Consider the following 20,843-nt stretch of genomic DNA (forward strand, 5'->3'; position numbering starts at 1 on the left):
TTTCGCCGCGGCGCCAGCGACACCGGATGGAGCCCACCGAAGCAAAAGCCTACGTTGACGCGCTTTACGAGGACCTCTACGCCCATTGGCGAAATACGATCGCCGACGGCCGCTTCATGACCGAGCTGCGGGCCGGCAGCCTCCCGCTCGGCTCCATCCGGCGATTCTTCAAGGATTGGGGGCTCTTTTCCGTCGAGGTGGTCGCGCTGAACGCGGTCTCTTATCACATCCATCTACCGTTTTTCGTCGAGAACCACGACTTGCTTCCGGCTTTCGCCGAAAAGGTCGCCGAGGAGCTGATCTCTCCCAGGCCTCCGGGCCACACGCTGATCCTTCTCGAAACCGGCAGGGCGCTCGGGCTCTCGAAAGAGGAGATCCTGGAGCAGCCCGCCTCGCCGGCGGGACGGGCGATCAGCGATTATTGCCGCAGGCTTTTCCAGGACGGCTCGATTCTCGAGCTCTGGGCGCTTCACGCCTACGAGGAGACGCTCGCCCACTGGTCCAAGCAATGGGCGAAAGCGCTGGTTTCGCACTACGGCTTGACCAAAAGGCAGGCGATTTACTTCACGGCGCACGCCGAGGCGGATCTGGTTCAGCACGAAGGAAGGATGGGCCACGGGCCGCTGAACCGTATGATCCTCCAGCGCATTCTCGAGCGGGGGCTGACCGCCTCGAGGCTCGGCTACGACCCGCGATACTGCGCGTTTACCATGGTCGACCTTCACTCCCTGATGGAAAAAAACGCCCTGGAAAACCCCTATCCCCGATCCTCATGACAGCGGACGGGCGCGCCGACCGCCTGCGAAAAGCAGTGCTGCAGACGGCCCGGTTGGGAAAACTTCCGGCCCTCGCGTTCGCCGCGCTCGCTGCGCTGCTCGGCGCCGAACATGCCGCCGCGCAGCTCGCCGGCAAGTGGGAGACCCGGGCCCCGATGCCGACCGCCCGGACCGAGGTCGCCCTCGCCGCGGCGACAGGCAGGATCTTCGTGATAGGCGGCTACGGCCGTCACGGAGACGCAGTCGAAGCATACGATCCGGCCAGTGACAGCTGGCGGAGCCGGGCGCCGCTGCCTCGCTCTCTGCATCATGTCGCCGCCGTCTCGCTGGACGGCAGGATTTACGTCGTCGGCGGCTTTGGCTCGAACGGGGGCGTAACCGATACGGTCTATCGATACGATCCGGCCTCGGACGAATGGACGCTCCTCACGCGCATGCCGACCGCGCGCGGCGCTCTCTCGGCAGCCGTGGTCGGAGGCCGGATCTGCGCCCTGGGCGGGATCGGGATTCGACGCGCGAACACGGGCGCGCACGAGTGTTACGATCCCGCCAGGAATCGCTGGGAGACGTTGGCGCGCCTGCCCACCCCCCGCGACCACCATGCGGTCGCCGTCTCGGGGGACCGGCTCTACGCCTTGGGCGGCCGCATCGACGGCCGGCACCATCGCAGCATCGCCGTCAACGAGGAGTACGACCCCGCCGCCGGCAGCTGGCGCAGGCGCGCGCCGCTGCCGACCGTCAGGAGCGGCATCGCCGCGGCGGCCCTGGGCGGAAGGATTTTCGTCTTCGGGGGCGAATCGGGGCGGGGAACCCACCGCGAGGTCGAGTCCTACGATCCCGCCCGCGACCGCTGGCAGACCTGGGCGGCGATGCCGACGGCGCGCCACGGTCTCGGCGCCGCGGTGCTCGGCGGTTCGATTTACGTCATCTCGGGAGGCCCGCAGCCCGGCGCTACTTTTTCTTCGGCCAACGAAGTCTTCACGCCCTGAGCCCGGAACGTCAGCGGTTGCCTGGCCCGCCGCCGGTTTCGGCGAAAAAGCGGACGATTCGCCGCGGGAGCCATCGCAAATGGCCGGGAAACGGGCCGGAGACGAACCCCGCATGTCCCCCCGCTGCCGGGTATTCGAGCGTGACCACGCCAGAAACTTCCTCGGGTCCCGGAAGGGAGCTTGCCGGGAAGAACGGATCGTTGCGCGCATTGATCATCAGGGTCGGGACGGCGATCGACTTCAGGTAAGGCTTGCTGCTCGAGACGCGCCAGTACTGCTCGGCGCTCTCGAAACCGTGAACCGGTGCGGTGTAGAGCGCGTCGAACTCGCGAAACGTCGAAGCCGCCTTGAGCGCCGCGGGGTCCAGCTCAAGGCCATGCACCGCGATTTTTGCCGCCGTCTTTTTTTTCAGGCTCCCAAGGAAATGGCGCGTGTAGAGGAGCCTGTTCCATCCGCGATCCAAGACGGAAACGGCAACGGTCAGATCCACCGGAGCGGAGACGGCGGCCGCGCTGGCGACCGTGGGGGCGGCCCGGTCGCCCTGCTCCCCCAGCCACTTGAGCAGCACGTTTCCTCCCAGAGAAACGCCAACCGCGTGCAGCCTCGCGGCGGGAAGCAGCCGCCGCAGGCGCCCCATAAGCCAGTCGACCTCGCCGGTGTCTCCCGAATGATAAGCACGGGCGAGCCGGTTGTTTTCTCCGCTGCAGCCGCGGAAGTGAGCCACCACGCCTCCCCATCCCCGGCGAGCGAGCTCCCGCATGAGGTTCACCGCGTAGTGGCTTCGGGAGCAGCCTTCGAGCCCGTGGAGCAGGACGACCAGCCGGGACGGAGCGGCCTGGGTTTGCGTCCAGTCGAGATCGATGAAATCGCCGTCGTCAGTTTCCCACCGCTCGCGCCGGAAGCGCACGGTGCCGAGCGCGGCGAAGTAGGCGTAGAGGGTCTGGAGATGGCCACCGGGAAGCCACCACGGGGCGCGGTAGCACGCCGGCGGGCGCGATTTCGCCGCCTTCATCCCCGGCGCATCTCTCGCTTCATTGTCTTCTGAGCTCCTCGGGAGGCACGAAGCCGTGACGCAGGGTGTTTTCGGAAACGGTTCGCGGCTCGACGAACTGCAGGAGGTAATCCGGTCCACCCGCCTTGGAGCCGATACCGGAAAGCTTGAGCCCGCCGAAGGGGTGCCGCTCGACCACGGCTCCGGTAATGCCCCGGTTGATGTAAAGGTTGCCGACGCGAAACGCCTGGCGCGCCTTTTCGATGTGGCGGGGGGCACGGGAAAAAAGCCCCCCGGTCAAGGCGTAGGACGAGCGCGTTGCGATCTCCAGCGCGTGATCGAAATCGCGCGCCCGAAGCACGGCCAGAACCGGGCCGAAGATCTCCTCGTTGGCGAGCCGGTGGTGGCACTCGACGTCGCTGAAGATCGCCGGGCCCACGAAATAACCTTCCGCGGGCGCGGCCCTTTCAAGAACGCAGCTTCCTTCCCGCTTGCCGAGCTCGATGTAATCCAGGATCCTTTCCCGGGCTTCCGCGTCGATCACCGGCCCGAGAAAATTTCGCGGATCCTCGGGTGGGCCGATCTTGAGGCTCTTGACCGCTTCGGTTAGGCGGCCGAGCACGAGATCGTGGATCTCGTCGAGGAGCACCAGTCGCGAGGCCGCGGAGCACTTCTGCCCCTGATAGCCGAAGGCGGACTCCACGGTGTGCTGGATCGCCTCGTCGAGATCGGCGTCGCTGTCGACGATGATCGCGTTCTTCCCTCCCATCTCGCAAACGACCCGCTTGATGTGCTCCTGGCCGGGCTGATGATCGTAAGCCGCCCGCAGGATCTCCAATCCGACCGCGAGGGAGCCGGTAAAGGCGATCACGTGAATCGCCGTGTGACGCACGAGCGCGCCGCCGACGTCGCCGCCGCCCTGCAGCAGGTGACAGGCGCCGTCCGGCACTCCCGCTTCCCGCAGGATCTCCAGCATCAAGGCGCCCGTGACCGGCGACTGTTCGGCCGGTTTGACGACGACGCAGTTGCCGGTCGCGAGCGCCGCGGCCGTCATGCCGGTGAGAATCGCCAGGGGGAAGTTCCACGGCGCGATCACCGCCGCCACGCCCCGCGGCTCGTAAAAATAGAGATCCAATTCGCCGGGAATTTCCTGGGTGCGCCGCGGTTGGGCCAGGCGCAGGCTCTCCCGCGCGTAGTACTCGAGATAATCGATCGCCTCGACGACGTCCGCGTCCGCCTCGCGCCATCCCTTCCCGACCTCGAAGAGCTCCCAGGCGGCGAGCTCGAACCGCCTCTTGCGCATGATCGCGGCCGCCCGCGTCAGCAACTCCGCCCTTTGCCGGGCCGGTGTGGCGCGCCACTTCGGGAAAAAGGCGGACGCGGCCTCGACTGCGCGTTCGATTTCGTGCCGTCCGGCCGCCGCCGCCCGCCCGACGATCTCCCGCGGAGCGGCGGGGTTGACCGATTCGAGCCACCGGCCGGTCTCGATCTCCTCGCCGCCGACGACCAGCGGATAGCTCCGCCCGAACTTGCGGCGGATCTGTCTCAGTTCTTCGGCGAAGCGCTCGCGGTTCTCCCGGACGGAGAAATCGAGCACCGGCTCGTTGCGAAAAGGCGCGTCCAGTCCCTCACCGGTTCGCTGGCGCGGCGATCGCTGGCTCGGTCGCCGCGGCTGCGGCGGCAAGATAAGCTGCTCGACGGCCGCTTCCTCGACGTAGGCCTGCCGGAGAAACGATGTGTTCGACGTGTTCTCCATCAGGCGGCGGATCAGGTAAGCCATCCCCGGCAGCAGCCTTCCCGTTGGAAGATAGACGCGCACCCGCTGGCCGTTTTGGATCACCGCGCGGCGAATCGGTTCCCCCATGCCGTACAGCATCTGGAACTCGTAGCCGGCCGGCGCGACGCCGAGCTCGCCGGCCGTGACGATCGCCTGGGCGATGCTGCGGATGTTGTGCGTGCCGAACGCGGCGTCGGCCACGTCCGAATTCTCCAGCAACAGCCGCGTCAGCCGCTCGTAATTCGCGTCCGTCTCGCTCTTCTCCAGGAACACCGGAATCGGCCACCCCTTTTGCCGCGCCCATGCGATCTCGCTGTCCCAGTAGGCGCCTTTCACCAGACGCACGCCGATCCGCCGCTTGCGCGCGGCCGCCCACGAAAGCAGGTCCCGCAGGTCCCGCTCGGAATCGCGCAAATAAGCCTGAACGGCGATCGCGGCGGGAGGCTCGGCGGCGAACTCCTCTTCCTCCAGCACGCCGCAAAAAATCCTCACGGTGAGATCCTTGAAGGCGTGCTGTTCCATGTCGATCGTGAGGGCGGCTCCGAGCCTGGCCGCCTCGCGAAACAGGGGGCGCAGCCGCTCCCGAACCACCGCCTCGCTGTCGGGGTCCAGCGGATCGAAGCGCGGGCAGAGCGCGGAGAGCTTGAGGGAAAGATGGACTCTCGGCAGCGGGCCGGCCGGCCCGCGGTCGATCTGCGGAATTTCCCGCCAGCTCCGCGCCATCGAGGCAAGGTTCTGCAAGAGATCGAGATAGCGGCACTGAATCGCCAGCGCTTCGCGGTCGCTGACCGTCGCCTCGCCGACGACGTCGAGCGTGAACGCCGCCGGCTCGCCGCGCAGCATCTCGATCACCCGCCGGAGCGACTCTCGGTCCTCCTCCGCGATGAACCGCCGCGCCAGGCGTTCGAGATTCTGCCTGACGACCGGCGCGAACATCCAGCCGGCGTGCAAGGCCTGAGCCAGCATCACCAGTCCGCCGAAGGCATGGTCGACGCGCGAGAAGTAGTCCTCGAGGTGGCGGCCGATTTCCCCTGCGGTGCGAAGCGACGGCAACACGTCGACGAAACGAAACAGCGCCACGCGCAGCGCCTCGTCGCGCAGCGACCATTCGACCATCTTGCCGAGCCAGTCGCGCGGCTCGAAGATGGATGGTTTGTGCTTCGCGGCCGAACGGTAAAGCGCCCGGGCCAGATCCTGGATTCGGTTCTCCAGCGACGACGCTTGCGTCTCCATGGGGCGTGGCGCGGGATCCCGCCGGCGGTCGGCGGCCCCCGCCTCGGCGGGATTCCGGTCAGCTGAAAAGCACCTTGGCCAGCTCGGAGCGGAACTTTTCGGTCAGCGGATGGTCGCTGCCGAGCACGTCGAAGATTTGAACCATCGCTTTGCGCGCCGCATCGTCGCGAAATCCCCGATCGGCCTTCACGACGGCGAGGAAAGCCTCCAGGGCTTCCGCATAGTTCTCCTTGGCGGCAAGCGTCTGGCCCAGACGAAACCGCGCGTCGATGTTCTGCGGATCGGCGCGGAGCTCGGCGCGCAGCGCCGCCTCATCCTCTCCTCCCTCGGCCTGCAGCCGCAGCCGTGCGATGAGACGTTCCGCCTCCTTGCGCTCGCCCGCCGTCACCGGAACCCGCTCGAGGTAGTCCAGGGCCTCCCGCGCGTTTCCCTCGGCGGCCGCGAGCCGGCCGAGACCCAGCAAAGCCGCCGCGTTGTGCGGGTCCTCGGCGAGCGCCGCCTGATAGGCCGCTTTGGCCTGGCCGACTTTGCCCTCGCTCTCGAGCGCAGCCGCTTCCTTTGCCTTTCTGTCGGCGGCGGTCGGCAGAAAGCGCGCCAGCACCTGGCGGACCGCCGTTTCCGGCAGAGCGCCGGTGAACTCGCCGACGACTTCCCCGTTCCGGAACAGCTTCACGGCGGGAATCCCCTGGATGCCGAACTCGGCCGCGAGCCCGGGATTGTCGTCGACATTCACTTTGGCGAGCACGAACTCGCCCCCGTACTCGTCGGCGAGCCTTTCCAGGATAGGCCCGAGAACACGGCACGGACCGCACCATGGCGCCCAAAAATCGACCACGACGGGGACCGTCCTCGAGCGCTCGATCACCTTCGCGTCGAAGTCCGAGTCGTTGGCCTCGATGATCCAGGAATTCATGGACGACAACCTCTGCTACGAGCCTTTTTTCCCGGGATAAGCTCCGGGATCGAAAGCCGTTCCGTTGAGCGTGAAGCGGCGTGCGACCGGCGTCGGTTTCAAGATCGTCTGCATCACGTAACAGCCGTTTTCGGCGTTGCGCACGACGGCGGCGATCCTTTCGGGCGGGTCGGCGGACTCCAGCTGGCAGCTCACCTCCAGTCCCAAGCCTACCGCTTGCACCGTTTCCCGCAACACCGATCCCTCGCTCCTGAATCTGGCCGCCACGGACACCCTGGCTTTGGCGATCCTGGCCTTGAGCATTTCCCCGTACCGGGAAATCTGCGTGAGCAGTCAAAAAGCCAGGGACAGCCCGAAATACGCCAGCGGCGGCGGTGCGCTGTTGTCGCCGCCGGTGCGCTCCGCCTCGTCGCAATAGACGGTAAACCCTCGCGCCCGTCCGACCTTGCGCATCCTTTCCAGGGTTTCCGCGTCCGCCTCGAGCAAGATCTCGCGCTTGATCTGCACGTCTTCGGATGTTTCAGACATCGTTTCCTCCTGAGAATCGCGGCCTTCTCCGCCACGCCTACTGCGCGGCGTATTCTTCGGAATAGAGATCCAGGAGGGCTGCCAGCAACGCCAGCACCACCGGGCCCAGGATGAAGCCGAGAGCGCCGAACACCGCCAGCCCGCCCAGGATCCCGAAAAAAAGGAACAAGACCGGCAATTGCAGTCGGCTCCCGATCAGGATCGGCTTGAGCACGTTGTCGATGACGCCCACCACTCCCAGGGAAAAAACGAGGAGAAGAAAGCCGCGCACGTTTTCCCCTTCGAGAAAGAGATAGATCGACGCCGGAACGGTGACGAGAGTGGTGCCCCCGACCGGAAAGAGAGCGGCCAGAGTAGTGACCGCGCCCCAGAGAATGGCGTAGGGCACGCCCAGCGCCCAGTACGCCACCCCTGCCAGCAGCCCTTGAACCATCGCCACCACGATACAGCCGTGAACCACCGCCGAAACTGCGTTGACCACGTGCTGGAAGAGCCGCTCCTGGTGCTCCGGATCCATCGGAAGCAAGCGGCGCACGCGCTGAAAAAACGCCGACCCGTCCCGCAGAAAAAAGAAAAGCGTGATGAGCACGAGGACGAAGTTGGCGACAAACCGTAAAATATCCTGGGCCACTTCCGTGATGTGGGCAACGAGCGCTCCCGAAGAGAGCTGGGCGCCCCGGATCAGGATTTCTTTCCAGTTGAACTGGAAATCGAGCGCCGCGAGCTCGACGCCGAGCACGCTCCACCAGCTGATAAGCTGCTGGACCCAGGCCTTCTGCTTCCACTCTTCCACGCCCTCGCGCGACATCAACGATCCGACCGAGCGGACCAGCTCGACCGCCTCGGTCGACAGGTATCCCGCAACGCGAATGCCGGGGAGCACGACCAGAAGGGTGATCAACGTGATAATGATCAAAGCAGCCGCCGTGGCCCGCCCGCCGAGCTTCCTGAGAAGCCAGACGTAAGCAGGATACACCAGGATGGCGAGAATCGCCGCCCAAGTGATCGCCCTGAGAAAGGGGCTCAAGATCAGGAAGGCGCCGTACAGGATGGTCGCCAGCAACGCAAAGAAAAAACCCGTCACGAGCCAGGTCTGATTCATGAGCGCGTTTCCGAACAACGGCAATATAGGGGTAAGGCCTCGAGGGTGCAAGCGACGAAACCCGCGGGATCGGCCGTCCCGACTGCAGCAGTTCTGCTACCCCGGCGTATCAAAACAGCAACACCTGCGGGCGACTCGAGAGCTTCGCTACAGGTTGCTGTATCGCGAACCACTTGAAATAGCGAGAGTTGGCGAGAGCTTTGCGTGCCGGGCCGCTGGCATTCGCCTTGCCCAGGGTATCTATGGTGAGCGCCGTGCGGGTCCCAAGGGAGCCTTCGGTTACCGGCTTTCGGAGAGCGCAATGATAAAGAGAGCAGTCAGGCGGCGGAGCCCGGTCGGCATGTGCTTCGGCGACAGAATCCGCCCCTTTTTTTTTCGGCCTCATGTCTGCCCTGCTCTTTCCTGTTTCCGCGGCGCAGGCTCAAAATGTATCGCGGATCGCGGTCATCGGGGCGCCGGAAGAGCCTCGGTTTTCCGAGGTGCTCTCCGGGCTCAGAAAGGGGCTCGAGCAAGCCGGTTACACGTCCGAGAGTATCCACGTCGAAGAAGTAAAGATTGCGAGAGCGGAGAAAAAATCGGCGACGGCGGTCGTCGAGCGGCTCGTGCAGAAGGACACCCGCGTTTTGTTTCTCATCGGCTCAAGGCTCGTCAAGCCGGCACGCGCCGCGTCCAAAGAAGTCCCCATCGTGTTCATTACCCCCGGCGATCCGGTAGCCTCCGGGCTGGTGGACAGCCTGGCTCGCCCCGGACGCCGCACCACCGGGATGACCTTTGAATACCCGGAACTTTCCGGCAAATGAATACCCGGAACTTTCCGGCAAACGGCTCGAGCTTCTCAAAGAGCTTTCCCCTGCTATTCGCCGGGTGCTCGTTGCCTACGATCCCGGAGACGCCTCTCCGAGGCAGGGCCTTCTGGTGGCGCGCCAAGCCAGCGCCGCGCTGGGCGCAGTGCTCGTGGAGCGCGAGGCGCGCACGCGAACGCAGCTGCTGGAGGCCATCGCAGGCTCGGCCGACGTCGATGCCTATCTATCGATTCCCGGCGGCTTTCCCACCGGCCACTATCGAACGATCATCCGGCTCGCCAATGCGCGCAGGCTCCCCTCGATCTTTCACACCCGTAGCGAAAGCACAGCCGACGCTCTCATCAGTTACGGCGCGAGCGACAGCGACGCCGCGCGGGAAGCGGCGCGACTGGTCGACCGGATCCTGAGGGGAGCCGACGCGGGAAGGTTGCCGGTGGAGCGGCCGGCGAAACTGCAGCTGGTGATCAACTTGCGAACCGCGAAGCAGATCGGCGTCACGGTTCCGCCGTCTCTGCTGGCGCGGGCGGAGCGAGTCATCCGATGAGGTCCACGGGAAGCGAGGGCCGGCGCCGGAGGGTCGTTCGCCAGTAAAGCCTCCATGCCGGGACGCCTCCAAATGCATCTGCCCAATCCGTTCAGGCCGCGGCCCGGCGGCGGCCGGCTTGTGCGCCGCTATTTCCTGCTTTCCGTGGTCTTGATCAGCGGCGGCTTGATCACCAGCGGCGTGGTGGAGATCTACTTTCGCTACCAGGAAACCAAGGTCCACCTCAGCCTGCTGCAGCAGGAAATCACCGCATCCGCGGCTTTCAAGATCGAGCGGTTCGTCCAGGAGATCCACAATATCCTGAAGGCCGCGACCCGCAGCCGGGAGATCGCCCAGGGCGGCCTTACGGTCGGCTACCGGCTGGAGCTCGAACGGCTTCTCCTGATCGCTCCGGCCGTCACCGAGGCAGTCGCCTGGGGAGAGGATGGCCGGGTGCGGGCTCAGGCCTCGCGGCTGCGCGCGATACTGCCCGGCGCCAACGGGAACGCCTCCGCGACGGAGCCTTTTTGGGTCGCGCGGCAAGGCAAATCCTATTTCGGCGGGGTCTACTTCGTTCGCGGATCGGAGCCCTACATGACCATCGCCGTCCCCATCGAGCGCTTTGCGGGCGATGTCATCGGCGTGCTGCAGGCGGAAGTCAACCTGAAGTACATCGGCGACGTCGTCTCCGCGATCAAGGTGGGCAAGGCCGGCTACGCCTATCTGGTGGCGCGCTCGGGGGATCTGATCGCGCATCCGGACATCAGCCTCGTGCTGCAACGGCGCAACGCAGGCAAGCTGGCTCAGGTCCAGGCGGCGTTCAGCACCGCTGCCCCGACGGAGGCGCAAATCGCAACGAGCCTGCAGGGGCAGCGGGTGTTCAGCTCGCGTGCGACGATTCCGGCCCTGAACTGGGCGGTGTTCATCGAACGGCCTGTCGCGGAGGCTTACGAGCCGCTCTACGCTTCCATGCTGCGTACCTCCACGCTGCTGCTCGTGGGTCTCGGCATGGCGCTCATCGCAAGTCTGCTGGTGGCGCGTCGCGTGGTCCGGCCGCTGCGCGTTCTTCGTCAAGGCGCGCAGCGGATCGGCGGCGGCGACCTGGATCACCGGCTCGACATCCAGACCGGGGACGAGCTCCAGTCCGTGGCGGAAGAGTTCAATCGGATGGCGGAGCAACTCAGGGACTCCTACGCCAATCTGGAGCGAAAGGTCGAAGACCGCACGCGCGAGCTGACGGAATCCCTGGAGCAGCAGATGGCGACGAGCGCGATCCTGCGGGTGATCGCCGAATCGCCGGCCGACGCGCGACCGGTCCTCGACGCCGTCGCCGAGAGCGCCGCCCGGCTCTGCGACGCCCGGGACGCCGCGATCCTCCTGGAAGCCCACGGCGAGCTGCATCTGGCGGCGCACCACGGTCCCATCGGAATCGGCGCCGCGACCGGGGGGCGGCTGGTCATCTCGCGCGATTCGGTGGGGGGCAGCGCTTTCCTCGACGCCAAGACCGTTCACGTCGATGACCTCCTGGCTTCCTCCGAATTCCCGAGAAGCCGGGCGTTTGCGGAAAAGTACGGGAACCGGACGGTGCTCGCCGCTCCGGTGCTGCGAAAAGGGACGCCGATCGGAGTCATCCTGATCCGCCGCGCGGAGGTCCGGCCTTTCTCGGACAAGCAAATCGCCCTGCTCAACACCTTCGCCGATCAGGCGATGATCGCCATCGAGAACGTACGGCTGTTCCGGGAGATTCAGGAGAAAAACGCCCAGCTCGAAGCCGCCAACAAGCACAAATCGCAATTTCTCGCCAATGTGAGTCACGAGCTGCGGACGCCGCTCAACTCGATCATCGGTTTCACGCGCCTGGTGCTGCGGCGGACCGAGGGGATGATTTCCCCGCTGCAAAAAGAAAATCTCCAGAAGGTCGTGGTCAGCTCGGAGCACCTGCTGAGCCTCATCAACGGCCTGCTCGACCTATCCAAGATCGAGGCCGGCCGCATGGAGGTGTTCGCGGAGACCTTCAAGCTGGAGGAGGTCGTGCGGCTGGCCACGGCCACCGTGGAACCGATGCTGAAAGACGGGCGAGTGCGGCTGGTGACCGATCTCGCCCCCGACATTCCTCTGGTCAGAACCGACCGGGACAAGCTCAAGCAGGTCATCATCAATCTTTTGAGCAACTCCGTGAAATTCACGGAACGAGGCGAGATCCGGATTCGGGCGGTCAACCATGACGGGACTCTCGAGCTTGCGGTTTCCGACACCGGGATCGGCATGAAGAAGGAAGCCCTCGACTACATTTTCGAGGAGTTTCGCCAGGTGGACATGTCGACCACCCGGAAATACGGGGGGACCGGCCTGGGGCTGGCGATCGTGAAACGCCTGGTGAACTTGCTCGGCGGAGAGATCTCGGTCGAAAGCGAGGAGGGCAAGGGTTCGACGTTCACGGTGACCCTGCCGGCGTGCCCGCCGGCGGCGTAGCCGTTTTCTGGAGACCCGCGAGCCGGACGCGCGTCGAGAGCGGAGGCAGCATGGCACAGAAGACGATTCTCGTGGTGGACGACACCGAACTCAATCGTGATCTCGTCGTTCAGCTGCTCGGCGACGACTACCATGTCCTGGAGGCCGCCAACGGAGAGGAGGGGCTGGCAAAAGCCGAGCGGGAGCGGCCCGATCTGATTCTCATGGACCTCGGGATGCCGGTGATGGATGGCTGGGAGGCCACCCGCCGCCTCAAGGCCAACGACGAGCTTCGCCACATTCCCGTGATCGCGGTGACCTCCCATGCCATGGTCGGTGACGAGATGCAGGCGCGCGCGGCCGGCTGCGACGATTACATCGCAAAGCCGATCGACGAGATCCTGCTGATCGAAAAGGTAAAAAGGTTCATCGGATAGCGCGACCGTTCCAGAGGGGGAATTCATGAGACTCTGCAAGCCGGTCCTGGGGAGTGTCCTGGCGTTCCTCCCGCTCTGCTGGAAGTTCGCTTTCGCGCAGCACGAGGTGAAAGTCTGGAAAATTGGCGTGCTCGCCTCGAGCAGCCGCGCGCTCAACGCCTCCCGCGAGGAAGCTTTACGAGCGGGGCTGCGCGACCTGGGCTATCGCGAGAACGGGAACGTCGTGTTTGAATATCGCTACGCGGAAGGCCGGCTGGAGCGGCTGCCGGCCCTCGCCCGGGAACTGGTGGAGGCCGGAGTCGATGTGATCGTTGTCGGCGGCACCCGGGTCGCCGTGGCCGCCAGACAAGCGACCGCCACGGTTCCGATCGTTGCCGCCGGGGCTGGCGACCTCGTCAGGGCGGGGCTGGTGAAGAGCTTCACCTATCCCGGAGGCAACGTCACGGGCGTGTCCAGGCGCTCCCCCGATTTCCTGGGAAAACGGCTGGAGATCTTGAAGCGCGCGGTTCCGACGATCCGGCGCGCGGCGGTTCTCTCCAACGCCGCCAATCCCGCACACGAGCGGACTTTCAACGAGGTCGAGCTCGGCGCCCGGACGCTCGGCATGACCGCAGAGCTGGTCGCGGTGCGAGGCCCCGGCGATTTCGACCGGGCCTTCGGCGCAATCGCCAGGAGCGCCGACTCGCTGTTCCTGGCCGCCGATGCGCTGTTCAACAGCCACATCGAGGCGCTCGTCGGATTGGCGGCAAGACATCGAGTGCCGGCGATCTATCCGCGAAGCGACTACGTCGAGGCCGGAGGGCTGATGAGCTATGCGGTCGACCTCAATGACCTCGCCCGGCGCTCCGCCTGGTACATCGATCAGATCTTCAAGGGACTCAGGCCCGGCGACTTGTCGATGACCGAGCCGATCAGGTTCGAGTGGGTGATCCACCTCGGAACCGCGGCGAAACTCGGGCTTTCGATGCCGCCCGAAGCGGTCGCGAGGGCCGACAGGGTCGTTCGCTAGGGGGCCGGAGGCGTCAGACGCCGGGGCAGGGCCGATGGCGGGAAAGATCCTCATCGTCGACGACGAGCCGTTCAACCTCGATCTCCTCGAGCAGGAGCTGGCCGAGCAGGGATACGCGATCGAAAGGGCTGCCGACGGCATCGAGGCTCTGGAAAAAATCCCGCGCTTCCTTCCCGACCTCATCCTGCTCGACTACATGATGCCCCGAATGAACGGCATCGAGGTCCTCAAGCGCCTCAGGGCCGACGATACCTTCAAGGGAATTCCCGTGGTCCTGCTCACCGCCAAGGCGACACAGGAGGACAAGGTCCGCGGCCTCGACGCGGGCGCCGAGGACTACGTCGTCAAGCCGTTCGATTCGGTCGAGCTCCTGGCTCGGGTTCGCGCCATGCTGCGCCTCAAGCAAATGCACGACGCGCTCCAGGAATGGAACCGGACCCTCACGGACAGGGTTGCCCGGCAGGTCGAAGAGCTGCAGCGGATGAACCGTCTCAAACGCTACCTCTCACCTCAGGTGGCCGACACGATCCTCAGGGAGGACCAGGATCTCTTCAAGAGCCACCGGCGCGAGATCACCGTGGTTTTCCTCGATCTGCGCGGGTTTACGGCGTTCTCGGAGGGCGCGGAGCCCGAAGAGGTGATGGAGGTCCTGCGCCACTACCACGCGGAGATGGGAAAGCTGATCTTCGAGTTCGGCGGCACGCTCGAGCGCTTTGCGGGCGACGGTATCATGGTGTTTTTCAACGACCCGATTCCCTGCCGGGATCATACGGAAAAGGCCGCGCGCATGTCGCTCGCCATGCGCGCGCGTCGGCGAGCTGCGCCGAGAATGGCTCAAGAACGGCTATGAGCTGGATCTCGGCATCGGGCTGGCGGCGGGCTACGCCACCCTCGGCAACATCGGGTTCGAAGGGAGGCTCGATTACGGCGCCATCGGCAACGTGACCAATCTGGCGGCGCGTCTGTGCGGCGAGGCGAAGGGCGGTCAAATCCTCACCAATCGGAAAACCCTCGTGAGGATCGAATATGCCGTGCATGCCGAGGCGGTCGGCGAGTTCGAGCTGAAAGGCTTCAATCGCCCGATTGCAGCGTTCAACATCCTTGCCGTCCGTTAGACCACGGAGGATTTCGAACGGCGATGCTGCTTTTTCCGGTCTGCTTCTCGGGAGGCTTTTGCCCGTTTGCAGTAGCCGACCCAGCTGAAGTAGATATAGTGCTTTCCCGACCGACCACGCGGACGAACCCGGGCGGCGACCGGGCCCGGTTTCAGCCGAGGCGATGATGAAAACGCTTGCCCTCGCGCTCCTGTTGCTGGCGGCCCCTGCTCTTGCAGGGGCTCAGGCACGCACGCCGCCGCGTCTGGGGATTCTGCTCCCGGAGCTCGACCGCCCGCAGTCGCAGGCAACCAAGGGATTGCGCGAAGAGCTCCGGAAACTGGGATACCGCGAGCCCCGCACTCTCTTACTGGAAATCCGCAACACCAAAGGCGACCGCGCCGCGCTGGAGCCTGCAGCCCGCGACCTTGCGGCGGCGAAGACGGACGTGATCTTCACCATGGGCACGCGGGCGACCCGAGCGGCAAAGGCGGCCACCACCGAAATTCCCGTGGTCTTCGTCCATCCGGCCGACCCGGTGGCGCTGGGCCTGGTCAAAGAGGTTGGGGGATCGGGAGGAAACCTTACCGGCGTGGCGGGCTTTGCCCTCCAGGCCACGGAAAGACGCCTGCAGCTCCTGAAGGAGCTGATCCCGGCGCTGCGGCGCGTCGTCGTTTTCTATGACGCCAACGACAGGTTCTCGCGCGCCAATTACGCCCTCGTCGCCGAAGCGGCGCCGCGCCTCGGAGTCGATCTCCTGGGGCGCGGGGTCAAGTCGACCGACGAGCTGCGGGCGACGCTGGGCGCGCTTCAAACCACCGGCGGCGACGCTCTCTTTCACATGCCGGACGACCTGATCGAGGGCGAGGGCGATTTTATTTTCGATACGGCGCGGCGGAAGAAGCTGCCTTCGATGTTCCACGAAGAAGTCTGGGCGATCAGGGGGGCGACCGCCGCCTATGGCCCGGACTACCACGAAATGGGGCGCCAGGCCGCGCACCTCGTGGTCGAAATCATCAAAGGCCGTCCCCCCGGGAGCCTGCCGATCCAGCGCGCCGGGAAGTTCGAGCTGACGCTCAACTACCGGACCGCAAACGTCATTGGCCTCCGTTTTCCGCCCGACATGCTGAAAAGAGCCGACCGGGTCATCCGCTGAACGGCCATGAACGATGTCGCCGAAAGCATACGAAGCATTCCGATCTTCTCGGGGCTTTCGCGCGAAGACATCGCCAAGATCCTCGGCAAGATGGACGAGGTCTCGCTCGGCCCGGGCGTGACCGTATTTGCCCAGGGAGACGAAGGCGACGCCTTCTACCTGATCCAGTCGGGAGCCGTCCAGGTGGTCATTGCGGGACCGAGCGGAAGATCGGAGATCATCGCGGTCCTGGGACCGCAGGACTGGTTCGGCGAGATGGCGCTGCTATCGGGGGAGCCCCGTTCGGCCACGATCGTCACAATCAAAGACACCGCCCTCTGGAAGCTCAGCCGCGACGCGTGGAACGAGCTGATCGAGAAACACCCCACCTGGCTGCTTCGATTCTGCGCCACCCTCAGCAAGCGGCTTTCCAGGGCGGACCAGCAATATTCCACCGGGCGCGAGGCGTTCAATTCGCTCGCCGAGGAATTTTACGCGTCGCGCCCCGCCGAAGAGCAGGCGTTCTTACGCCGCGCCTCGCTCCTCAACACCATCGATCCCGCCACCGTCGGCGAGCTGATCGGGACGCAGAGCGCGGCCGTATTTCTCCCCGACCTCCAGAGAACCCTGCTTCCCCTGATCCGCCCGTTAGACTCCACCAGCTACGAGCTGCACGATTTTTTTCGCCAGTTTCTCAAGGAAAAGCTGGTTGCGGTCGAAGGGCCGCAGGCCAGGCGGGAGCTCCATGCGGGGATCGCGCAGAGGTACGAGGAGCTGGGCCAGTGGCAGGAGGCGATCCACCACGCGGTCGAAATCCAGGACTGGGAGCGGGTGATCCGGCTCGTCACGGCTCAGGCCGACATGCTCCTCGACAGCGCTCCCGTGTTCTTGAAGGAGACCCTTGACCGCCTGCCGCGAGACCGCTTTTTCGCCACGCCGCAACTCGTCCACGCAAAAGCCGGCGCCATGGCCCATCTGGGCGATCTGCCCGGCGCTTTTCGAACGTACCGGGAGGTCCTGTCGCAACTGGCCCAGGGATCCGTCGGAGCCGAGGTCGCAAGCCGCTATCTGGGGATGGCGGATGCGCTCTCCCAGCGACAGGAATACACCCAGGCGATCAGCTGCCTGCGAAGCGCCCTGCAGCTCGTCGAGCACGAAGTAGCGCGCTCCGCGGACTATCCGCCCGACGGGTACACGGAGGCCGGCGGGCCGCTGGCCACGGTCGTGCCGAAGTCGGGCGCACGGGTGCGCGCGCTCTTGTCGAGGCTGCTCGGCCCGTCCACCGACTGGCTCAGACGCTCCTCTTTCAGTAAAGCCTTCGGGGCGGCCCTCGGCCTGGGCGTTTGGGCTTATCTCTGGTTCGCGGAGCCGGACATCGGTCTTGACCTCGGCGCCACCAAGCTTCTCGGACTGCTGTCCCTGACGCTGATCTACTGGGTTTTTTGGGTGCTCCCCGATTATGGCGTCGCGCTGATTTTCGCCCTGGGGCTGATCCTCGCCCGTCTCGCTTCCCCCGAAAGCGTACTGGGAGGGTTCGCCTCGACCACCTGGTTCATGACGCTCGCTGTGCTCGGGCTGGGAGCCGCGATCACGGGATCCGGGCTCTTCTATCGCCTCTCTCTCCATCTGGTGCGGCTGTTCCCGCTCAACTTCTACTGGCAGGTCTTCGCCACGGGACTGATGGGAGTGGTCGTCATGGCGCTCATCCCGCAGCAGACCGCCCGGACGGCCATCACGAGCCAGATGCTCGTCAATCTCTCCGAGAGCCTCGGCTACAAAACCCCGTCACGGGCCTCCACCGGCTTGTTCGCCGCCAGCTTTCTCGGTCTCGGACAGCTCGGCTTTCTCTTTCTCACCGGATCGACCACGAGCCTGATCGCCTGGGGCCTCTTGCCCAACGACGTGCGCGCGCAGTTCACCTGGGGCTACTGGTTCGTCGCCGCGCTCCCGCCGACACTGGTCGTGATCGCGGTGATCCTGCTCTGCATCGCGGTTCTGTTCCGCCCTGAAGTTCAGCCTCGCATCTCGTACAGGATGGTGACAACGCAGCTCGACGTCCTCGGGCCGCTCTCCCACAGGGAATGGGTGAGCTTCGCCGTCCTGTGCTTTACCGTGGCCGGCTGGCTTACGGTTTCCTATCACGGGATCGACGGCGCCTGGATCGCTTTGATCGGCTTTGCCGTCCTGGTCAACACGGGGGCGCTGGGTTGGGGAATCCTGCGAAAGGGAATCGACTGGGAGCTGCTCATCTACATGGGGGTGACGCTGAGCATTCCGAGCCTCCTCACCCGGGCGCGGATCGACCAGTGGCTGGTCGATCTGATCTCGCCGCTGATCACGCCGTTTCTCGAAAACCCGGCCATGCTCTTCATCGCGATCGCGCTGCTGACCTACGCCCTGAAGCTTTTCTTCACCAGTTTTCTCACGGTCGTCACGCTGTCGGTCGCGCTGATTCCCCTCTCGGTCGACATCGGCATGAGCCCGTGGGTGATCGCCATGATCATTCTCATGGCGTCCGAGGTCTGGTTTTTCCCGTTCCAGGTCGACTGGCATACGCTCGCCTACTCGACCTCCGAAAGGAAAGGCTTCAGCTACCCGTTCATGTGCCGTCTCAACCCTTTCTACGCCCTGGCCTACATCGCGGCGATGATCGCGGCGATCCCCTACTGGCGATACCTGGGGTTGATGGGGTAGCGATTCGCCGCGGCTGGCGGGGTTCTCGACCGCAATGATGTCTCGCCTTCTCAAAGCGCTCCCCTTCGGCCTCGCGGTGGGCGCGGCGGGGCTGGTGCTGAGTTTTCTCCAGCCGGCGCACGACCTCGAAGAGGACCTCGGGCTCGGGCTGCTCTTCAAGCTGCGGGGAATGCGATCCGCTCCTGCAGATGCCCTGATCGTCAGCATCGACAAGGAATCTTCCGAGCGACTGAACGTGCCCGAGAACCCCGACAAGTGGCCCCGTTCCCTGCACGCCCGGCTGACCGAGAGGCTCGCGGGGCAAGGGGCGAAGGTGATCGTTTTCGACGTCCATTTCCTGGAGCCGCGCGCCGAACAGGACGATCGCGCCTTCGCCGCCGCCGTGCGCAAAGCGGGAAACGTCGTGATCGCGGACGCCCTGAGCGCGCGGGAAATCCCGGTTTCAGGAAGCGCCGCGGCCGCCACCGCGGAGCACGCGATCGTCAGGGTTGTAAGACCCTTCGCGCCGTTCGCGCAGGCCGCGGCAGCCACCGCCCCGTTCGTTTTGCCGCGGATCCCGTTCAAGGTGAACCAGTACTGGACCTTCCAGAGCAGCGCCGGCGACGCCCCCACCTTTCCGGTGGTCGCGTTTCAACTTTTTACGATCGAGCTGTACCGGGATCTGCGGCGCTTGCTCGAGAAATTCGCCCCCGAAGGCGCTTCCCGGCTGCCGGCGGATCTCCAGGCCGCGGTCGCGGAGAGAAACGTGCGGCGAGCGATCCGAGACATCCGTGCGCTCTTCGAAAGCGATTCGTCGCTGGCGCCGAGAATCCTCGCGGAGCTGGAGCTTTCGGGCGGAGGCGAGACTGGAAAAGCCGGCTTGCTCAAATCGCTGGTCAAGGTGTACGGCGGCGCCGACCGCCGCTACCTGAACTACTACGGTCCGCCGCGGACCGTCAAAACGATCCCCTACTACCGTGCAATTGACCCGGCGGACATCGAACCAGGCGCCGATTTCCGGGGAAAGGCGGTCTTCGTCGGCCTTTCCGAAAGGCTTCTCGCGGAACGCAAAGACAGCTTCTACACGGTCTTTTCCCAGGCGAACGGGCTTTTCATCGGCGGCGTCGAAATCGCCGCGACCGCATTTCTCAACATGCTGGAGGACAGAGCCGTCGTCCCGATCCCTTCTCGCCTTTACTTCGCCGTCCTGCTGGTTTGGGGAATCGCCGCAGGCACGATTTGCCGCCTCTCTTCGATGGCCGTCGGCGCAGTCGCTGTCGTCGCCGGAAGCGGCCTGTACTTGTTCGCCGCCGCCGGCCAGTTCGCCACGCACGGCCTCTGGTACCCGATCGCCATCCCTCTGTTCGTGCAGGCGCCGCTGGGGTTTTTCGGCGCCGTGCTGTGGAATTACATCGAGACCAACAAGGAGCGCCAGCACATCCGCAAGGCCCTGGCCTACTACGTGCCGGACGAGGTCGTCGATCAACTGGCGAAGAACATCGTCGACATGAAAAGCGGCGGGCAGACCGTTTTCGGGGCTTGCCTGTTCGCTGACATCGCGGGCTACACGACGCTGTCGGAGAGGCTCTCGCCGCAGCAGCTCCGGGATGTCATGCACAGATATTTCGAAGCGGCCTTCGAGCCGGTCAAGAGGCACGGCGGCCTGGTGGTGAATCTCAAGGGGGATTCGTTCCTCGCGATCTGGAAGGCGGTGAAAGAAGACCCCGGCCTTCGGCGCCGGGCGTGTCTGGCGGCCCTGGACGTCGCCGAGGCCGTCAGGCGGTTCAACGCGTCGCTGGCGGATCTCGATCTGCCCACGCGCGTCGGCGTTCACTCCGGGCAGATCTTTCTGGGAAACATCGGGGCCGGCGACCACTACGAGTACGGACCGACCGGAGACACCGTGAATACCGCCTCGCGGATGGACGGCCTGAACAAATATCTGGGAACGGAAGTGCTCGCCTCGCAAGAAATCGTCGACGGCCTGGACGGACTTTTCACCAGAGAGCTAGGGAAATTCAGGCTCAAGGGCAAAGCCCAGCCGATCGTGGTTCACGAGCTCTTGGGACTTGCTGAGCAAGCGAGCGAAAAGGAGCGGCGCCGCCGCGAGACCTTCGCCGGCGCTTTGCGCGCCTTCCGGGACCGGTCCTGGGAGAACGCGAGGATGAAATTTCACCAGTCCATGGAAATGGCGAAACCAGCCGGTCCCGAACGCTTTTACCTGGAGCTTTGCGACCGATTCGAAAAATCGCCGCCGGAGGAGCCGTGGGACGGCGTTGTCGTGCTCGAGGAGAAGTGAGGCGCCGCATCAATAGAGACACACCTCCCGTATCAGAATTGAGCCGGACGCACAGGGACCGGCCACGGCGACAAGGCACGAAAACCCGCGAAGCCCATTTATTTCAGGGT

The 20,843-nt window shown here is 65.1% G+C and carries 17 protein-coding genes; 12 read left to right on the top strand and 5 right to left on the bottom strand.

Annotation, left to right across the window (positions count from 1 at the left end; all coding sequences use genetic code 11):
- Nucleotides 1-26 precede the first annotated feature (26 nt).
- On the top strand, nucleotides 27-776 hold the full coding sequence (locus VNN77_02925; protein ID HXG50341.1) for an iron-containing redox enzyme family protein: 750 nt from the start codon (nucleotides 27-29) through the stop codon (nucleotides 774-776).
- Nucleotides 773-1,765, top strand: a complete 993-nt coding sequence (locus VNN77_02930; GenBank protein ID HXG50342.1) for a kelch repeat-containing protein — start codon at nucleotides 773-775, stop codon at nucleotides 1,763-1,765. The genes VNN77_02925 and VNN77_02930 overlap by 4 nt, the downstream gene beginning before the upstream one ends.
- A gap of 10 nt (nucleotides 1,766-1,775) precedes the next feature.
- Here the strand turns inward: VNN77_02930 and VNN77_02935 are convergent, their stop codons facing one another.
- The 5 genes from VNN77_02935 to VNN77_02955 are packed head-to-tail and all read right to left on the bottom strand — an operon-like array spanning nucleotide 1,776 to nucleotide 8,309.
- A complete protein-coding gene (locus VNN77_02935) occupies nucleotides 1,776-2,777 on the bottom strand; it encodes an alpha/beta fold hydrolase (protein ID HXG50343.1) in 1,002 nt (333 codons plus the stop codon).
- 19 nt (nucleotides 2,778-2,796) lie between these two features.
- Entirely contained in the window at nucleotides 2,797-5,766 is a 2,970-nt protein-coding gene (gene pruA / locus VNN77_02940; protein ID HXG50344.1) for an L-glutamate gamma-semialdehyde dehydrogenase, read from the bottom strand.
- A 58-nt stretch (nucleotides 5,767-5,824) separates the two neighbouring features.
- Nucleotides 5,825-6,679 carry a thioredoxin gene (gene trxA, locus VNN77_02945; GenBank protein HXG50345.1) on the bottom strand — a complete coding sequence of 285 codons (855 nt, stop codon included), beginning with the start codon at nucleotides 6,677-6,679 and terminating at the stop codon, nucleotides 5,825-5,827.
- Between the two features lie 15 nt (nucleotides 6,680-6,694).
- On the bottom strand, nucleotides 6,695-7,207 hold the full coding sequence (locus VNN77_02950; protein HXG50346.1) for an OsmC family protein: 513 nt from the start codon (nucleotides 7,205-7,207) through the stop codon (nucleotides 6,695-6,697).
- 37 nt (nucleotides 7,208-7,244) lie between these two features.
- Nucleotides 7,245-8,309, bottom strand: coding sequence for an AI-2E family transporter (locus VNN77_02955; protein HXG50347.1), 1,065 nt, complete (start codon nucleotides 8,307-8,309; stop codon nucleotides 7,245-7,247).
- A gap of 383 nt (nucleotides 8,310-8,692) precedes the next feature.
- Here VNN77_02955 and VNN77_02960 point away from each other — a divergent pair, with 383 nt between their 5' ends.
- The 10 genes from VNN77_02960 to VNN77_03005 all read left to right on the top strand — a co-directional run bounded on the left by VNN77_02960 (nucleotide 8,693) and on the right by VNN77_03005 (nucleotide 20,733).
- Nucleotides 8,693-9,109: an ABC transporter substrate binding protein gene (locus tag VNN77_02960; GenBank protein HXG50348.1), complete on the top strand. Its 417-nt coding sequence runs from the start codon at nucleotides 8,693-8,695 to the stop codon at nucleotides 9,107-9,109.
- Nucleotides 9,081-9,656 (top strand): ABC transporter substrate binding protein, encoded by a 576-nt coding sequence (locus tag VNN77_02965; GenBank protein HXG50349.1) that lies wholly within the window; start codon nucleotides 9,081-9,083, stop codon nucleotides 9,654-9,656. Before VNN77_02960 ends, VNN77_02965 begins: the two co-directional genes overlap by 29 nt.
- A gap of 120 nt (nucleotides 9,657-9,776) precedes the next feature.
- A complete protein-coding gene (locus VNN77_02970; protein ID HXG50350.1) occupies nucleotides 9,777-12,107 on the top strand; it encodes an ATP-binding protein in 2,331 nt (776 codons plus the stop codon).
- Between the two features lie 50 nt (nucleotides 12,108-12,157).
- Nucleotides 12,158-12,523: a response regulator gene (locus tag VNN77_02975; protein ID HXG50351.1), complete on the top strand. Its 366-nt coding sequence runs from the start codon at nucleotides 12,158-12,160 to the stop codon at nucleotides 12,521-12,523.
- A 25-nt stretch (nucleotides 12,524-12,548) separates the two neighbouring features.
- Nucleotides 12,549-13,532: an ABC transporter substrate-binding protein gene (locus VNN77_02980; protein ID HXG50352.1), complete on the top strand. Its 984-nt coding sequence runs from the start codon at nucleotides 12,549-12,551 to the stop codon at nucleotides 13,530-13,532.
- Between the two features lie 34 nt (nucleotides 13,533-13,566).
- Entirely contained in the window at nucleotides 13,567-14,382 is an 816-nt protein-coding gene (locus VNN77_02985) for a response regulator (protein HXG50353.1), read from the top strand.
- Between the two features lie 49 nt (nucleotides 14,383-14,431).
- Nucleotides 14,432-14,647 carry a hypothetical protein gene (locus tag VNN77_02990; GenBank protein HXG50354.1) on the top strand — a complete coding sequence of 72 codons (216 nt, stop codon included), beginning with the start codon at nucleotides 14,432-14,434 and terminating at the stop codon, nucleotides 14,645-14,647.
- 166 nt (nucleotides 14,648-14,813) lie between these two features.
- On the top strand, nucleotides 14,814-15,782 hold the full coding sequence (locus VNN77_02995) for an ABC transporter substrate-binding protein (GenBank protein HXG50355.1): 969 nt from the start codon (nucleotides 14,814-14,816) through the stop codon (nucleotides 15,780-15,782).
- Nucleotides 15,783-15,788: 6 nt separating this feature from the next.
- Nucleotides 15,789-18,455 (top strand): SLC13 family permease, encoded by a 2,667-nt coding sequence (locus tag VNN77_03000; protein ID HXG50356.1) that lies wholly within the window; start codon nucleotides 15,789-15,791, stop codon nucleotides 18,453-18,455.
- 34 nt (nucleotides 18,456-18,489) lie between these two features.
- On the top strand, nucleotides 18,490-20,733 hold the full coding sequence (locus VNN77_03005) for an adenylate/guanylate cyclase domain-containing protein (GenBank protein HXG50357.1): 2,244 nt from the start codon (nucleotides 18,490-18,492) through the stop codon (nucleotides 20,731-20,733).
- Nucleotides 20,734-20,843 lie beyond the last annotated feature (110 nt).

The organism is Candidatus Zixiibacteriota bacterium, assembly GCA_035574315.1.
Lineage (GTDB): Bacteria > Desulfobacterota > Binatia > UBA9968 > UBA9968 > DATLYW01.

What these genes read in the sequence shown, in the direction of transcription:
- VNN77_02960 (HXG50348.1), top strand. Translation starts at nt 8,693, where the DNA reads ATGTCTGCCCTGCTCTTTCCTGTTTCCGCGGCGCAGGCTCAAAATGTA.
- VNN77_02995 (HXG50355.1), top strand. Translation starts at nt 14,814, where the DNA reads ATGAAAACGCTTGCCCTCGCGCTCCTGTTGCTGGCGGCCCCTGCTCTT.
- VNN77_02935 (HXG50343.1), bottom strand. Translation starts at nt 2,777, where the DNA reads ATGAAGGCGGCGAAATCGCGCCCGCCGGCGTGCTACCGCGCCCCGTGG.
- VNN77_02975 (HXG50351.1), top strand. Translation starts at nt 12,158, where the DNA reads ATGGCACAGAAGACGATTCTCGTGGTGGACGACACCGAACTCAATCGT.
- VNN77_03000 (HXG50356.1), top strand. Translation starts at nt 15,789, where the DNA reads ATGAACGATGTCGCCGAAAGCATACGAAGCATTCCGATCTTCTCGGGG.
- VNN77_02985 (HXG50353.1), top strand. Translation starts at nt 13,567, where the DNA reads ATGGCGGGAAAGATCCTCATCGTCGACGACGAGCCGTTCAACCTCGAT.
- VNN77_03005 (HXG50357.1), top strand. Translation starts at nt 18,490, where the DNA reads ATGATGTCTCGCCTTCTCAAAGCGCTCCCCTTCGGCCTCGCGGTGGGC.
- VNN77_02930 (HXG50342.1), top strand. Translation starts at nt 773, where the DNA reads ATGACAGCGGACGGGCGCGCCGACCGCCTGCGAAAAGCAGTGCTGCAG.
- VNN77_02925 (HXG50341.1), top strand. Translation starts at nt 27, where the DNA reads ATGGAGCCCACCGAAGCAAAAGCCTACGTTGACGCGCTTTACGAGGAC.
- VNN77_02955 (HXG50347.1), bottom strand. Translation starts at nt 8,309, where the DNA reads ATGAATCAGACCTGGCTCGTGACGGGTTTTTTCTTTGCGTTGCTGGCG.
- pruA (HXG50344.1), bottom strand. Translation starts at nt 5,766, where the DNA reads ATGGAGACGCAAGCGTCGTCGCTGGAGAACCGAATCCAGGATCTGGCC.
- VNN77_02980 (HXG50352.1), top strand. Translation starts at nt 12,549, where the DNA reads ATGAGACTCTGCAAGCCGGTCCTGGGGAGTGTCCTGGCGTTCCTCCCG.
- trxA (HXG50345.1), bottom strand. Translation starts at nt 6,679, where the DNA reads ATGAATTCCTGGATCATCGAGGCCAACGACTCGGACTTCGACGCGAAG.